The organism is Pseudomonas sp. 10(2024) (genome assembly GCF_045164175.1).
Taxonomy (GTDB): Bacteria; Pseudomonadota; Gammaproteobacteria; order Pseudomonadales; family Pseudomonadaceae; genus Aquipseudomonas; species Aquipseudomonas alloputida.
The window spans coordinates 5,302,224-5,317,105 of the sequence record NZ_CP174006.1 but is presented as its reverse complement, the minus strand read 5'-3'; the positions used below and the strand labels follow the sequence as shown (position 1 = coordinate 5,317,105).

Genomic DNA, 14,882 nt, shown 5'->3' with positions numbered 1-14,882 from the left:
GAGGAGCCCCTGCATGCAAAACCCACAGAACCTGATCTGGATCGACCTGGAAATGACCGGCCTGGATCCGGACAGCGACGTCATCATCGAAATGGCCACCATCGTCACCGACAGCGAGCTCAATACCTTGGCCGAAGGGCCGGTGATCGCCATCCACCACAGTGACGAAGTGCTGGCGCGCATGGACGAGTGGAACACCCGCACCCATGGTGCTTCGGGGCTGACCCAGCGCGTACGCGAGAGCAAGGTCAGCATGGCCGAAGCCGAGGCACAGACCATCGCCTTCCTCGAGCAGTGGGTGCCTAAAGGCAAGTCGCCGATCTGCGGCAACAGCATCTGCCAGGATCGTCGTTTCCTCTACCGCCACATGCGCAACCTGGAAAACTACTTCCACTACCGCAACCTGGATGTCTCCACCCTCAAGGAACTGGTCGCGCGCTGGGCGCCGGACGTGCGTGACAGCTTCAAGAAGGGCAATACCCACCTGGCGCTGGACGATATCCGCGAATCGATCGCCGAACTGCGTCACTATCGCGAGCACTTCATCAAGCTGTGAGTCGAAATGGCGCAGATATTGTATCTGCGCCCCCTTTTGGTGCCTTGGGCAACTGGTTAGACTGCGCGCCTTTCCTGCACGGACCCGCACCATGTTGTTGATGCTCTACCTTATCGCCATTACCGCCGAAGCCATGACTGGCGCTCTGTCTGCCGGGCGTCGCGGCATGGACTGGTTTGGCGTGGTGCTGATCGCCTGCGTCACTGCGCTTGGGGGCGGCTCGGTGCGTGATGTGCTGCTCGGGCATTATCCGCTGACCTGGGTGAAGCACCCTGAGTACCTGGTGCTGACCAGTTTTGCGGCGCTGCTGACCATTTTCATCGCGCCAATGATGCGCCGCCTTCGCTCGCTGTTCCTGGTGCTCGATGCCCTGGGGTTGGTGGCGTTTACCCTGATAGGTTGCATGACGGCGCTGGAGATGGGGCAGGGCATGCTGGTGGCGTCGATCAGCGGGGTGATCACCGGGGTGTTCGGCGGGATCCTGCGGGATATCTTCTGCAACGACATCCCGCTGGTGTTTCGCCGTGAGCTGTATGCCAGCGTGTCATTTGCGGCGGCCTGGTTCTATCTGGGATGCGTGTATTTCAAGGTGCCGGCGGAGCAGGCGATGTTGCTGACTCTGTTTGGCGGCTTCCTGTTGCGCCTGTTGGCGATACGCTTCCACTGGGAAATGCCCAAGTTCCACTACAACGACCAGCAGTGACGCAATTTACAAGCGCAACATGGCCCTTGTGGGAGCGGGCGTGCCCGCGAACACCGGCGAAGCCGGTGCCATTCCCTGTGTTGCCTGCTTCGCGGGCGCGCCCGCTCCCACAAGGATGGCGCATGCTCTGAGGCTGGTCGCTATTGAGCTCCGTGTCGGGCCAGCGCCCACTCCACATGCTCGCGCACCAATTCCGATTCATCGTCACGCCTGGCCTTCAGCGCTTCGATAACCGGAATCGTGGAGGGCGCATTGCCCAACCCCACCGCCAGGTTGCGCAAGAACCGCTCGTACCCCGCCCGCCGCAAAGGCCCGCCCTCGGTCTTGCGCAGGAAGGTGCGTTCATCCCACAGGAACATCGCCGCCAGGTCGGTATTTTCCAGCCCGTGCCGTGGCTGGAAGTCCTGCTCCTGGCTCTGCTTGGCAAAGCGGTTCCAGGGGCAGACGATCTGGCAGTCGTCGCAACCGAACACTCGGTTGCCCATCTTTGCGCGTAAATCGACAGGGATCGCGCCCCTTAGCTCGATGGTCAGGTACGAGATACAGCGCCGCGCATCCAGCACATAGGGCCCCACAAACGCCTGTGTCGGGCAGATGTCCAGGCAGGCCTGACAACGCCCGCAGTGCTCGCTGGTGGTGGCTTCGTCCACCGGCAGCGGCAGGTCGACGAACAGTTCGGCAAGGAAGAAGTAGCTACCCGCCTTGCGGTTGAGCAACAGCGTGTTCTTGCCGATCCAGCCCAGCCCGGCCTGTTCGGCCAAGGCTTTTTCAAGTACCGGGGCGCTGTCTACAAAGGCGCGGTAGCCGAACGGGCCGATGGCCTCCTGAATGCGGTCGGCAAGGAATTGCACGCGCTTGCGCACCAGCTTGTGGTAGTCCCGGCCAAGCGCGTAGCGTGACACGTAGGCCTTCTCGGGCTGGGCCAGGCGCTGCGCCATCTGCGTGTCGCCGGGCAGGTAGTCCATACGTAGCGAGACCACGCGTACCGTGCCGGGGATCAGCTGGTCGGGATGTGACCTTTTGCTGCCGTGGGCGCCCAGGTATTCCATTTCACCCTGATAACCGGCGTCGAGCCAACGCTGCAGGTGGTGTTCGTGTTCGCCAAGGTCGACCCCGGCGATGCCAACATGGGCAAAACCGAGTTCCTGGCCCCAAATCTTGATCGATTGGGCCAGTTGGGCGAGGTCAGGTGTAGAGGCGGACATGGATGGGCAAGGCAATACGGGCTCAGGTGCGTATAATTCTGCCAGACATTGGAGCCTTTGACCCCATGCCGCAGACCAAACACCCCAGTAATGCCCCACAATTGCTCAGCAGCGTCACGGTTGCCCGCCTGCCGGCACGGCAGGCGCATGCCCACAAAGGCGACTTTGGCCACGTACTGGTGGTCGGTGGCGATCTTGGTACCGGAGGCGCTGTATTGCTCAGCGCCGAAGCCGCCCTGCGTTGCGGCGCCGGGCTGGTCAGCGTGGCAACCCGGCCCGAGCACGTGTCGGCCAGCCTGGCGCGCCTGCCCGAAGTCATGTGCCTGGGTGTCTGTTCGGCCAACCAGCTGATGGGCGTGCTGGAGCGCGCCTCGGTGCTGGTAGTCGGGCCCGGCCTGGGACAGGCGGCGTGGGGCCGCAGCCTGCTGTCGGCGGTGGCCAACGCCGAGCGGCCGCAAGTGTGGGATGCCGATGCCCTGAATTTGCTGGCGCGCACCCCGCTGGCCCTGCCCAGTGGCAGCATCCTTACTCCGCACCCGGGGGAGGCGGCACGGCTGCTGGGCATTGCCACTGAGGCCGTGCAGGCCGACCGCCCCGGCGCTGCGCGCAAGCTGGCGCGCCGTTATAACAGCGTCTGTGTGCTCAAGGGTGCCGGCACACTGGTGGCAGCCCCGAGCGGGCAGCTGGCGTTGTGCGAGCGCGGGCACCCGGCGATGGCCGGCGCCGGCCTGGGCGATGTGCTGACGGGGGTGCTGGCGGCACTGTTGGCCCAAGGCCTGGATGCCTGGGGCGCGGGCTGTCTGGGGGTGTGGCTGCACGCCTGTGCCGGCGAGCGCCTTGGGAAAAAAGGTAGAGGCCTGGCGGCCAGTGATCTGGCGCCGGCCATTCGTGAGTTGTTGGAGGAGCATTCTGCGTGTCTGGCTTAAATCTGTTTCTGGCCGATGAAGAGGCCACGGTCAAATTCGGTGCAGCACTGGCTGAGGTGACCGGCGGTCGCGGCGTGATTTTCCTCGAGGGCGACCTGGGCGCGGGTAAAACTACCCTGTCGCGTGGCCTGATCCGCGGTCTGGGCCATACTGGTGCTGTGAAAAGCCCGACGTTCACCGTGGTCGAACCCTATGAAATCGGCGAGGTCCGAGCCTTTCACTTCGACCTGTATCGCCTGGTCGACCCGGAGGAGCTTGAGTTCATGGGCATTCGTGACTATTTCGAGGGCGACCCGCTGTGCCTGTTCGAATGGCCACAAAAGGGTGCGGGCGTTTTGCCAAAGCCTGACCTGACCATTACCATAAGCCCCCAAGCGAGTGGACGCTCGCTGAACCTTTCGCCGCAGGGGGCTCGCGGCGAGGCTTGGTGCGTGGCACTGGCCGAACACTATAAACAGTAAGTGGGGTAGGTATGCGCATACGCGCACTGGTCGCCATCGTTGGGCTGCTGCTGACAACGGTGACCGTTGAGGCTCTGGCCGTCACTCAAGTCAAGAGCATGCGCCTGTGGCGCGCACCGGACAACACGCGGCTGGTCTTCGACCTGTCTGGCCCCGTGCAGCACAGTGTCTTCACCCTGAGCGCACCCGATCGCCTGGTCATCGACATCAATGGCGCAACACTGGCCGCGCCACTGAATGTGGCCACCTCCAACACGCCGATAAGCAATGTGCGTTCGGCACAGCGTACGCCAACCGACCTTCGGGTTGTGGTCGACCTGAAAAAGTCGGTTACCCCGAAAAGCTTCACCCTGGCGCCCAATGCACAGTACGGCAACCGCTTGGTGGTCGACCTGTATGACCAGGAAGCTGACGCTATCGCGGCCAGCGCGCCGCCACCTGCTCCGGCCCCGGTACAAACGCCTGCGACCACGCCGGCGGTGCCAGTGACGCCGGCTCAGCCGGCGATCAAGCTACCACCGGTACCCAGTGGCAAGCGTGACATCGTGGTTGCCATCGATGCCGGGCACGGCGGCGAAGACCCTGGCGCTTCCGGCTCGCGTGGCCAGCACGAAAAAGACATCGTGTTGCAGATCGCCAAGGAGCTGCAGCGTCAGATCAACAGCGAAAAAGGTTTCCGTGCAGAGCTGACCCGCACCGGCGATTACTTCATCCCGCTGCGCAAGCGTACGGAAATCGCCCGCAAGAAAGGCGCCGACCTGTTCATTTCGATTCACGCCGACGCGGCCCCGTCACGCGCAGCCTTTGGCGCCTCGGTGTTCGCCCTGTCCGATCGTGGCGCCACCTCCGAGACGGCGCGCTGGCTGGCCGACACGGAAAACCGTTCTGACCTGATCGGTGGTGCGGGTAATGTCAGCCTCGACGACAAGGACCGCATGCTCGCTGGCGTGCTGCTTGATCTGTCGATGACCGCTACGCTCAGCTCCAGCCTCAACGTGGGGCAAAAGGTATTGGGCAACATGGGGCGGGTTACTTCGTTGCACAAGCAGCGCGTGGAGCAGGCCGGGTTCATGGTGCTGAAATCGCCGGATATTCCGTCGATCCTCGTTGAAACCGGGTTCATCTCGAACAACAACGAAGCAGCCAAGCTGGCCTCGTCGAGCCACCAGCAGGCGCTGGCCCGGTCGATCCGTACCGGGGTGCGCCAGTATTTCCAGCAGAACCCGCCGCCCGGCACCTATATCGCCTGGCTGCGTGACACCGGCAAGATCGCCGCCGGCCCGCGTGAACACACCGTACGCCCTGGCGAAACCCTGGCGATGCTCGCCGTGCGTTACCAGGTCAGTGTGGCCAGTCTGCGCAGCATCAACAGCCTGAAGACCGATGAGCTGAAGGTTGGCCAGCGCCTCGATGTACCCGCCACCACCTTGGCCGCGCAATGATGAGTGGCGGTTCGCGAATTCAGCTGCTCAGCCCGCGGCTGGCCAACCAGATTGCCGCCGGCGAGGTTGTCGAGCGGCCTGCGTCTGTGGCCAAGGAACTGCTGGAAAACAGCCTGGACTCCGGTGCCCGGCGCATCGATATCGAAGTCGAGCAGGGCGGCGTCAAACTGCTGAAGGTGCGGGACGATGGCAGCGGTATTTCTGCCGACGATTTGCCGCTGGCCCTGGCCCGACATGCCACCAGCAAGATCCGCGAGCTGGAAGACCTAGAAGGGGTATTGAGCCTGGGCTTCCGTGGCGAGGCCTTGGCCTCGATCAGTTCGGTGGCGCGCCTGACCCTGACCTCGCGTACCGCCAGTGCCAGTGAGGCCTGGCAAGTAGAAACCGAAGGCCGCGACATGACGCCGCGGGTGCAGCCGGCGGCGCACCCGGTCGGTACCTCGGTGGAAGTGCGCGATTTGTTCTTCAATACCCCGGCCAGGCGCAAGTTCCTCAAAGCCGAGAAAACCGAATTCGATCACTTGCAGGAAGTGATCCGGCGGCTGGCGCTGGCCCGTTTCGATGTCGGCTTCCACCTGCGCCACAATGGCAAGAGCATCCTCAGCCTGCACGAGGCCCACGACGAAGTCGCCCGTGCGCGGCGGGTGGGTGCCATCTGCGGCCCGGGCTTCATGGAGCAGGCGCTGCCGATCGACGTGGAACGCAACGGCCTGCGCCTTTGGGGCTGGGTCGGTTTGCCGACGTTCTCGCGCAGCCAGGCAGACCTGCAGTACTTCTTCGTCAATGGCCGGGCAGTGCGCGACAAACTGGTCGCCCATGCCGTGCGTCAGGCCTACCGGGACGTGCTGTTCAACGGCCGCCACCCCACGTTCGTGCTGTTCCTGGAACTGGAGCCCAACGGCGTCGATGTGAACGTGCACCCAACCAAGCATGAAGTACGGTTCCGCGAAGGGCGCTCGGTGCATGACTTCCTGTATGGCACCTTGCACCGTGCCTTGGCCGATGTACGTCCGGAAGACCAGCTGGCCGCACCTGCTGCCGTACCTGAGCTGGTTCGCCCCACCGGCCAGCAGGCCGGTGAGTTCGGGCCTCAGGGTGAAATGCGCCTGGCCTCGCCGGTGCTTGAACAGCCTCGAGCCCCGCAACAGTCGTTTTCCAATGGTGGCAGTGGCGCCGGTTACCAGTATCAATACACCCCACGTCCCTCGCAGCCGCTGCCGGCCGCAGAGGCACAGGCGGTGTATCGCGAGTTCTATAAGCCGCTGGAAACAGGTGCTGCGCCTGCGACGGCACTGCCCGAAAGCCAGGGCGACATTCCCCCGCTAGGCTATGCCCTGGCGCAGCTCAAGGGTATCTACATCCTGGCCGAGAATGCTGTTGGCCTGGTGCTGGTGGATATGCACGCCGCCCACGAGCGGATAATGTACGAGCGCCTCAAGGTGGCCATGGCCAGCGAGGGCCTGAGCGGCCAGCCGCTGCTGGTGCCGGAGACCCTGGCCCTCAGCCAGCGTGAAGCCGACTGTGCCGAAGAGCATGCACAGTGGTTTCAGCGCCTGGGCTTCGAATTGCAGCGCCTGGGCCCCGAGACCTTGGCGATTCGCCAGATCCCGGCCTTGCTCAAGCAGGCTGAAGCCAACCGCCTGGTGCAGGACGTGCTTGCCGACCTTATGGAGTACGGCACCAGTGATCGCATTCAGGCGCACCTCAACGAGCTGCTCGGCACCATGGCTTGCCACGGTGCCGTGCGCGCCAACCGGCGTCTGGCAATTCCCGAGATGAACGCCCTGCTGCGCGACATGGAAAACACCGAGCGCAGCGGCCAGTGCAACCATGGTCGTCCTACCTGGACCCAGATGGGGCTGGACGATCTGGACAAACTTTTCCTGCGCGGTCGATGAAATGAGCGGCAAGCCCCCTGCAATATTCCTGATGGGTCCGACGGCGGCCGGCAAGACCGACCTTGCCATCGAACTGACCACAGTGCTGCCGTGTGAACTGATCAGCGTCGATTCGGCACTTGTCTACCGGGGCATGGATATCGGTTCGGCCAAGCCGTCGAAAGAAGTCCTCGCTGCCCACCCGCACCGGCTGATCGACATTCTCGACCCGGCCCAGAGCTATTCCGCCGCGCAGTTCCGTGCCGACGCGCTGGAGGCCATGGCCGAGATCACCGCGCGCGGCAAGATCCCGCTGCTGGTCGGCGGCACCATGCTCTATTACAAGGCGTTGATCGATGGCCTGGCCGACATGCCGGCCGCCGATGCGGCGGTGCGCGCCGAGCTGGAAGCGCAGGCTGAAGCCCTGGGCCTGGCCGAGCTGCACCGCCAGTTGGCCGAAGTCGACCCGGAGTCCGCGGCACGTATCCACCCCAATGACCCGCAGCGGCTGATCCGGGCATTGGAGGTGTACCGGGTGAGCGGCGAGAGCATGACAGCTCATCGTCGGCGTCAATTCGCGGAAAGTCGCGGCGCAGACGCAGGCGCCGGCGGACATTTGCCCTATACTGTCGCCAGTTTGGCGATTGCTCCTACAGATCGTCACATTTTGCATCAGCGAATTGCGTTACGATTTTCGCAGATGCTGGAACAGGGCTTCGTTGACGAGGTCCGATCGCTGCGAGCCAGAAGTGACTTGCACGCCGGGCTGCCGTCTATACGGGCAGTGGGGTATAGGCAAGTCTGGGATTACCTGGATGGCAAGCTGACTGAGAATGAGATGCGTGAACGCGGTATCATCGCTACCCGGCAGCTGGCCAAACGGCAGTTCACCTGGTTGCGTGGCTGGCCTGAAGTGCACTGGCTTGACAGCCTGGCCTGCGACAATCTGTCCCGCACCTTGAAATACCTTGGGGCCATCTCCATATTGAGCTGAGTCCCTGCTGATTGCCGTCTATTCTTGCGAAGGGGCGGCCTAATTTATCGATTTTATTGATTTTCTATTATTTATCCTTACAGGAGTGCGGCATATGTCAAAAGGGCATTCGCTACAAGACCCTTACTTGAACACCTTGAGAAAAGAAAAGGTCCCGGTATCCATTTACCTGGTCAACGGTATCAAACTGCAGGGCTCGATCGAATCGTTCGACCAGTTCGTGGTATTGCTGAAGAACACCGTCAGCCAGATGGTCTACAAGCACGCCATCTCGACCGTAGTTCCGGCCCGTCCGGTCCGCCTGCCAAGCCCGACCGACAGCGAGCACGGCGACAGCGAGCCAGGCAACGCCTGATAGGAGCCTGCATTGTTCTTTGAGCGCCACGGTGGTGGTGAGCGGGCGTTGCTCGTTCACTTGGAAGGTCAGAACCCTGAGGCGCGCGAAGACCCGCAGGAGTTTCAGGAGTTGGCATTGTCGGCCGGTGCCGACATCGTCTCGCTGGTCACGGTGACAAGGCATCAGCCTTCCGCCAAATACCTGATTGGCAGTGGCAAGGTCGAAGAGCTGCACGACCTGGTCCATGCCGAACAGGTAGACCTGGTGATTTTCAATCACACCCTCACGCCTAGTCAGGAGCGCAACCTTGAACGTGTGTTCGAGTGTCGTGTGCTCGACCGTACCGGGCTGATCCTCGATATCTTCGCCCAACGGGCGCGTACCCATGAAGGCAAGCTGCAGGTCGAACTGGCCCAGCTGGAGCACATGAGCACGCGGCTGGTGCGCGGCTGGACTCACCTTGAGCGACAAAAAGGTGGTATCGGCCTGCGCGGCCCGGGTGAAACCCAGCTGGAAACCGACCGCCGCCTGTTGCGGGTGCGTATACGCCAGATCAAGTCGCGCCTGGAGAAAGTGCGCAGCCAGCGTGAGCAGGCGCGTCGCGGGCGCAAGCGCGCGGATATCCCCTCGGTGTCGCTGGTGGGTTATACCAACGCCGGCAAGTCCACGCTGTTCAACGCCCTGACCGAATCCGAGGTGTATGCCGCGGACCAGTTGTTCGCCACCCTCGACCCGACCTTGCGCCGGCTAGAGCTCAACGACCTGGGGCCGATCGTGCTGGCCGACACCGTAGGCTTCATTCGCCACCTGCCGCACAAGCTGGTCGAGGCATTTCGGGCTACGCTCGAAGAGTCGAGCAACTCCGACCTGTTGCTGCATGTGATCGACGCCCATGAGCCAGAGCGCATGGAGCAGATCGAGCAGGTGCTGGCGGTGTTGGGCGAGATCGGTGCCGAGGGGTTGCCGATACTGGAGGTGTACAACAAACTCGACTTGCTCGAAGATGTCGAGCCACAGATCCAGCGCAATGCCGATGGCAAGCCGGAACGGGTCTGGGTATCGGCACGCGATGGGCGTGGCCTGGAGCTGGTTGGCCAGGCGGTTGCCGAGTTGCTGGGGGATGATCTGTTTGTCGGTACCCTGTGCCTGGAGCAGCGTTTTGCCCGCTTGCGCGCGCAATTCTTTGCCTTGGGTGCCGTGCAGAGTGAAGAGCATGATGAAGAAGGGCGCAGCCTGCTGAGCGTGCGACTGCCCATGGTCGAACTGAATCGCCTGGTCAGCCGCGAAGGCATGGAGCCGCAAGTGTTTGTCGAGCAACACACTTTGCAATAAATGCTCGTCGAGGTCGCCGGGCAGCAGTGACAGGCATTCTGTAGCATTGGACGGCGCGCCGTGGGCGCGTCTTTGCTTTATCAGATGGAGAGCGCTATGGCTTGGAACGAGCCGGGTGGCAACTCGAACAATCAGGATCCCTGGGGCGGCCGCCGTGGTGGCGGTGGCGGCGGTGGTGACAAGAAAGGTCCACCGGATCTGGACGAGGCCTTCCGCAAACTGCAGGACAGCCTGAATGGCATGTTCGGCGGCAGCAAGAAACGTGGCGGCGGTGATCGCAATGTCGGCAAGGGCGGTGGCCTGGGCCTGCTGGGCATCGGCCTGGCGGTGCTGGCTGCAATCTGGCTGTACAGCGCCGTGTATGTGGTCGACGAGCAGGAGCAGGCGGTTGTGCTGCGCCTCGGCAAGTACTATGAGACGGTCGGTCCCGGCCTGAACATCTACTTCCCGCCGCTTGATCGCAAGTTCATGGAAAACGTCACGCGTGAGCGTGCCTACACCAAGCAGGGCCAGATGCTGACCGAAGACGAGAACATCGTCGAGGTGCCGCTGACCGTCCAGTACAAGATCAGCAACCTGCAGGACTTCGTGCTCAACGTCGACCAGCCTGAGGTGAGCTTGCAGCACGCGACCGAGAGTGCACTGCGTCACGTGGTGGGTTCCACTTCGATGGACCAGGTGTTGACCGAGGGTCGTGAGCAGATGGCCGTGGATATCCGCGAACGCCTGCAGCGTTTCCTCGACACCTACCGTACCGGTATCACCGTTACCCAGGTCAACGTACAGAGCGCGGCAGCCCCGCGTGAAGTGCAGGAAGCCTTCGACGACGTGATCCGCGCCCGCGAAGACGAGCAGCGTGCCCGCAACCAGGCCGAGTCCTATGCCAATGGCGTGGTGCCGGAAGCCCGTGGTCAGGCCCAGCGCATCATCGAGGACGCCAATGGTTACCGCGACGAAGTCATCGCCCGCGCCAAGGGTGAGGCAGACCGCTTCACCAAGCTGCTTGCCGAGTACCGCAAGGCACCTGACGTAACCCGTGAGCGTCTGTATCTGGAGACCATGCAAGAGGTCTACAGCAACTCGAGCAAGGTCATGGTGGCAACCAAGGACGGGCAGAGCAACCTGCTCTACCTGCCGCTGGACAAGATGGTCGAGGGCAGCCGCAGGCCGTCCGTGCCAACCACCAGCGTGTCGCCATCGGCCAACGATGCGGCCGCCCGTGCCGCGCAGGACATGCAACAGCAACAGCAGCCGCTGCGTACTAGGGAGAGCCGCTGATGAGCAATAGATCGCTGATCGCCCTGATCGCCGCCGTGGTCCTGGCCATCGTGGCCTGGAACAGCTTCTACATCGTGTCCCAGACCGAGCGTGCGGTACTGCTGCGCTTCGGTAAGGTGGTCGAGGCGGATGTTCAGCCAGGCTTGCACGTGAAGATTCCATACGTTAACCAGGTGCGCAGGTTCGACGCCCGACTGATGACCCTCGACGCTCCGACCCAGCGGTTCCTGACCCTGGAAAAGAAAGCGGTGATGGTCGACGCCTATGCCAAGTGGCGTGTCAAGGACGCTGAACGCTTCTACACCGCCACGTCCGGCATGAAGCAGATCGCCGACGAGCGTCTGTCGCGTCGTCTGGAAAGTGGCCTGCGCGACCAGTTCGGTAAACGGACCCTGCACGAAGTGGTTTCCGGTGAACGTGACGCGCTGATGGCTGACATCACTGCATCGCTGAACCGCATGGCGAGCAAGGAGCTGGGCATCGAGGTGGTCGACGTGCGCGTCAAGGCCATCGACCTGCCGAAGGAAGTCAACCGCAGCGTGTTCGACCGCATGAGCACCGAGCGTGAGCGTGAAGCCCGCGAGCACCGTGCCAAGGGTAACGAGCTGGCTGAAGGTATCCGTGCCGATGCCGACCGTCAGCGCCGTGTGCTGCTGGCCGAGGCTTATCGCGAAGCAGAAGAAACCCGTGGTGATGGCGACGCCCAGGCGGCCGCTATCTATGCCAAGGCCTACAGCCAGGACGCTGATTTCTATGCGTTCCACCGTAGCCTGCAGGCATACCGCGAGAGCTTCTCGAGCAAGAGCGACGTGATGGTCCTGGATCCGAAGAACGAGTTCTTCCGTTACCTGGACAAGAGCAGGCCTTGATGCTCAGGCCCTGATTTTCATGCAGCGGCGCCCCGCCTGGCAGCTAATGCACCAGGCGGGGTGCATCCTGAATGAAAAGGGGTGTATGATGAGGCAGCCGGGAAATTTCCCGGCTTTTTTGCGTCTGCAAGGTTGATTGGCTCAGCGCCGGTTGACGGTTTGGTCAGCTCGCAAGGCAATTTGAGGGTGTCGGGTACGGTGGCTGCGCTGGGATCAGTGCTGCCCGCTGCTGTGCGCGATACCGGCTTTTCTGACGGTTTGCCTGCTGGCAAGCCGCCCGGACCAGAGGGGAAATGGCGTAATGGCAACGGTAGACCGCTGGCTGCTGCCAGATGGCATCGAGGAAGTACTGCCACCTGAGGCTGCGCGCATCGAGATCGCGCGCCGCCAGGTGTTGGACCTGTTCCAGAGTTGGGGCTACGAACTGGTCGTCACCCCGCATATCGAGTACCTGGAGTCGCTGCTTACCGGCGCCGGCCAGGACCTGGATCAGCGCACCTTCAAGGTAGTGGACCCGCAGTCCGGCCGCCTGATGGGCTTCCGCGCCGACTTCACCCCGCAGGTAGCGCGTATCGATGCGCACACACTGCGCCGTGAAGGCCCGAGCCGGCTGTGCTATGCCGGCAGCGTGCTGCACGCGCAGCCGCGTGCCTTGTCCACCTCGCGCAGCCCGATCCAGCTGGGTGCCGAACTGTACGGCGATGCCAGCCCTACCAGCGATGTCGAAGTCATCAGCCTGATGCTCGCCACGCTGCAACTGGCCGATGTGCCGGATGTTCACATGGACCTGGGCCATGTCGGCATCTACCGCGGCCTGGCCCGTGCCGCCGGTCTGTCCGGCGCGGTCGAACAGCAGCTGTTCGACGCCATGCAACGCAAGGCTGTCGATGAAGTGCAGGCGCTGACCGCCGACCTGCCGAAAGACCTGGGCAGCATGCTGCGCGCCCTGGTCGAGCTGTGTGGTGGTCGTGAAGTACTGGCTGAAGCCCGCGTGCGCCTCGGTCGCGCCCCGGCCAGCGTGCTGGCGGCGCTGGATGACCTGCTGGCGATCGCTGATCGCCTGGCGTCGCGCTACCCGGACCTACCGCTGTACTTCGACCTCGGCGAGCTGCGTGGTTACCACTACCACACGGGTGTGGTGTTCGCCGTGTTCGTGCCAGGCGAAGGCCAATCGATCGCCCAGGGCGGTCGCTATGACGATATTGGCGCCGACTTTGGCCGGGCGCGCCCGGCCACTGGTTTCTCCACGGATTTGAAGACCCTGGTCACACTGGGGCGAGCGGAGGTCGTATTGCCAACTGGCGGCATCTGGATGCCGGACAGTGGCGATGCGGCCCTCTGGCAGCAAGTCTGCCAGTTGCGCAACGAGGGCCAGCGTGTGGTTCAGGCTCTGCCTGGCCAGCCGTTGAGTGCTGCTCTCGAGGCGGATTGTGATCGGCAATTGATTCAGCAAGACGGGCGCTGGCAGGTTCTGCCGCTGGCCCAGTGAGTTTCTGCGTCGGCAACAGGCCGGCAACCAAGTTTGCGTGAATGAGGACCAATGTAATGGGTAAGAATGTCGTCGTCCTGGGCACCCAGTGGGGTGATGAGGGCAAAGGCAAGATCGTCGATCTGCTGACCGAACATGCTGCCGCCGTAGTGCGCTACCAGGGTGGCCACAATGCGGGTCACACCCTGGTGATCAACGGTGAAAAGACCGTTCTGCACCTGATTCCGTCCGGCATCCTGCGTGAAGGCGTACAGTGCCTGATCGGTAACGGCGTGGTCGTTGCCCCGGATGCACTGATGCGTGAAATCACCAAGCTGGAAGAGAAAGGCGTACCGGTGCGCGAGCGTCTGCGCATTTCCCCGGCTGCGCCGCTGATCCTGTCGTACCATGTGGCCCTGGATCAGGCCCGCGAAAAAGCCCGTGGCGAAGCCAAGATCGGCACCACCGGCCGTGGTATCGGCCCAGCTTACGAAGACAAGGTGGCACGTCGCGGCCTGCGCGTGGGTGATCTGTTCCACCGGGAGCGTTTCGCTGCCAAGCTGGGTGAGCTGCTGGATTACCACAACTTCCAGCTGGTGAACTACTACAAAGAGCCAGCCATCGACTTCCAGCAGACGCTGGACGAGTGCATGGCTTACGCCGAACAGCTCAAGCCGATGATGCTCGACGTCACCGCCGAGCTGCACAACCTGCGTCGCGCCGGCAAGGACATCATGTTCGAAGGCGCCCAGGGCTCGCTGCTGGACATCGACCACGGCACCTACCCGTACGTCACCAGCTCCAACACCACTGCTGGCGGTATTTCCACGGGTTCCGGCGTCGGCCCGATGTACCTGGACTACATCCTGGGTATCACCAAGGCCTACACCACTCGCGTGGGTTCCGGTCCGTTCCCGACCGAACTGTTCGACGAGACCGGTGCTACCCTGGCCAAGCGTGGCCACGAGTTCGGTTCCACCACCGGCCGTGCCCGTCGTTGCGGCTGGTTCGATGCCGTGATCCTGCGTCGCGCTATCGACGTCAACAGCATCTCGGGCATCTGCCTGACCAAGCTGGACGTACTGGACGGCCTGGAAACCATCAACATCTGCGTTGGCTACAAGAACGAGAACGGTGCCGTCATTGACGCGCCTTCCGATGCCGACAGCTACATTGGCCTTGAGCCGGTGTACGAAGAGATGCCAGGCTGGAGCGAGTCGACTCTGGGTGTGAAAACCCTGGAAGAGCTGCCGCAAGCTGCGCGTGACTACATCAAGCGCATCGAAGAGTTGGTTGGCGCGCCGATCGACATCATTTCGACCGGCCCGGACCGCAACGAGACCATCGTGCTGCGTCACCCGTTCGCCTGATCTGCCCTCCAGGCTGATCTGACGCCGCGGCCCTGAGAAGGGCCGCGGCGTTTTCATTTGTGGG

The 14,882-nt window shown here is 62.9% G+C and carries 14 protein-coding genes; 13 read left to right on the top strand and 1 reads right to left on the bottom strand.

The genetic code is table 11. The features are described 5' to 3' along the window. Nucleotides 1-13: 13 nt before the first annotated feature. Both orn and ACI7M0_RS24110 read left to right on the top strand, forming a co-directional pair. On the top strand, nt 14-556 hold the full coding sequence (gene orn / locus ACI7M0_RS24115; protein WP_129932010.1) for an oligoribonuclease: 543 nt from the start codon (nt 14-16) through the stop codon (nt 554-556). Nucleotides 557-647: 91 nt separating this feature from the next. Further along, nucleotides 648-1,259, top strand: a complete 612-nt coding sequence (locus ACI7M0_RS24110; RefSeq protein WP_020193322.1) for a trimeric intracellular cation channel family protein — start codon at nt 648-650, stop codon at nt 1,257-1,259. 140 nt (nt 1,260-1,399) lie between these two features. Here ACI7M0_RS24110 and queG read toward each other — a convergent pair whose 3' ends face one another. Further along, nucleotides 1,400-2,464 (bottom strand): tRNA epoxyqueuosine(34) reductase QueG, encoded by a 1,065-nt coding sequence (gene queG, locus ACI7M0_RS24105; protein WP_129932009.1) that lies wholly within the window; start codon nt 2,462-2,464, stop codon nt 1,400-1,402. Between the two features lie 65 nt (nt 2,465-2,529). Between queG and ACI7M0_RS24100 the strand changes: the two genes are divergently transcribed. The 11 genes from ACI7M0_RS24100 to ACI7M0_RS24050 all read left to right on the top strand — a co-directional run bounded on the left by ACI7M0_RS24100 (nt 2,530) and on the right by ACI7M0_RS24050 (nt 14,818). Beyond that, a complete protein-coding gene (locus ACI7M0_RS24100; RefSeq protein WP_064492376.1) occupies nt 2,530-3,390 on the top strand; it encodes an NAD(P)H-hydrate dehydratase in 861 nt (286 codons plus the stop codon). Continuing rightward, a complete protein-coding gene (tsaE, locus tag ACI7M0_RS24095; protein WP_003249523.1) occupies nt 3,378-3,851 on the top strand; it encodes a tRNA (adenosine(37)-N6)-threonylcarbamoyltransferase complex ATPase subunit type 1 TsaE in 474 nt (157 codons plus the stop codon). Before ACI7M0_RS24100 ends, tsaE begins: the two co-directional genes overlap by 13 nt. Nucleotides 3,852-3,862: 11 nt before the next feature. After that, nucleotides 3,863-5,293 (top strand): N-acetylmuramoyl-L-alanine amidase, encoded by a 1,431-nt coding sequence (locus tag ACI7M0_RS24090; protein WP_104962647.1) that lies wholly within the window; start codon nt 3,863-3,865, stop codon nt 5,291-5,293. Continuing rightward, nucleotides 5,293-7,191, top strand: a complete 1,899-nt coding sequence (gene mutL, locus ACI7M0_RS24085) for a DNA mismatch repair endonuclease MutL (protein WP_104962646.1) — start codon at nt 5,293-5,295, stop codon at nt 7,189-7,191. Before ACI7M0_RS24090 ends, mutL begins: the two co-directional genes overlap by 1 nt. Nucleotide 7,192: 1 nt before the next feature. After that, nucleotides 7,193-8,164, top strand: coding sequence for a tRNA (adenosine(37)-N6)-dimethylallyltransferase MiaA (gene miaA, locus ACI7M0_RS24080; RefSeq protein ID WP_020192567.1), 972 nt, complete (start codon nt 7,193-7,195; stop codon nt 8,162-8,164). Between the two features lie 94 nt (nt 8,165-8,258). After that, nucleotides 8,259-8,519 carry an RNA chaperone Hfq gene (hfq, locus tag ACI7M0_RS24075; RefSeq protein ID WP_003249532.1) on the top strand — a complete coding sequence of 87 codons (261 nt, stop codon included), beginning with the start codon at nt 8,259-8,261 and terminating at the stop codon, nt 8,517-8,519. Between the two features lie 12 nt (nt 8,520-8,531). Beyond that, nucleotides 8,532-9,833 (top strand): ribosome rescue GTPase HflX, encoded by a 1,302-nt coding sequence (hflX, locus tag ACI7M0_RS24070; protein WP_012274456.1) that lies wholly within the window; start codon nt 8,532-8,534, stop codon nt 9,831-9,833. 96 nt (nt 9,834-9,929) lie between these two features. Then, entirely contained in the window at nt 9,930-11,111 is a 1,182-nt protein-coding gene (gene hflK, locus ACI7M0_RS24065; RefSeq protein WP_104962644.1) for an FtsH protease activity modulator HflK, read from the top strand. Continuing rightward, nucleotides 11,111-11,980 carry a protease modulator HflC gene (gene hflC / locus ACI7M0_RS24060; protein WP_014592592.1) on the top strand — a complete coding sequence of 290 codons (870 nt, stop codon included), beginning with the start codon at nt 11,111-11,113 and terminating at the stop codon, nt 11,978-11,980. The genes hflK and hflC overlap by 1 nt, the downstream gene beginning before the upstream one ends. Before the next feature lie 301 nt (nt 11,981-12,281). Next, a complete protein-coding gene (locus ACI7M0_RS24055) occupies nt 12,282-13,469 on the top strand; it encodes an ATP phosphoribosyltransferase regulatory subunit (protein ID WP_010955481.1) in 1,188 nt (395 codons plus the stop codon). Nucleotides 13,470-13,525: 56 nt separating this feature from the next. After that, nucleotides 13,526-14,818, top strand: a complete 1,293-nt coding sequence (locus ACI7M0_RS24050; RefSeq protein WP_003249542.1) for an adenylosuccinate synthase — start codon at nt 13,526-13,528, stop codon at nt 14,816-14,818. Nucleotides 14,819-14,882 lie beyond the last annotated feature (64 nt).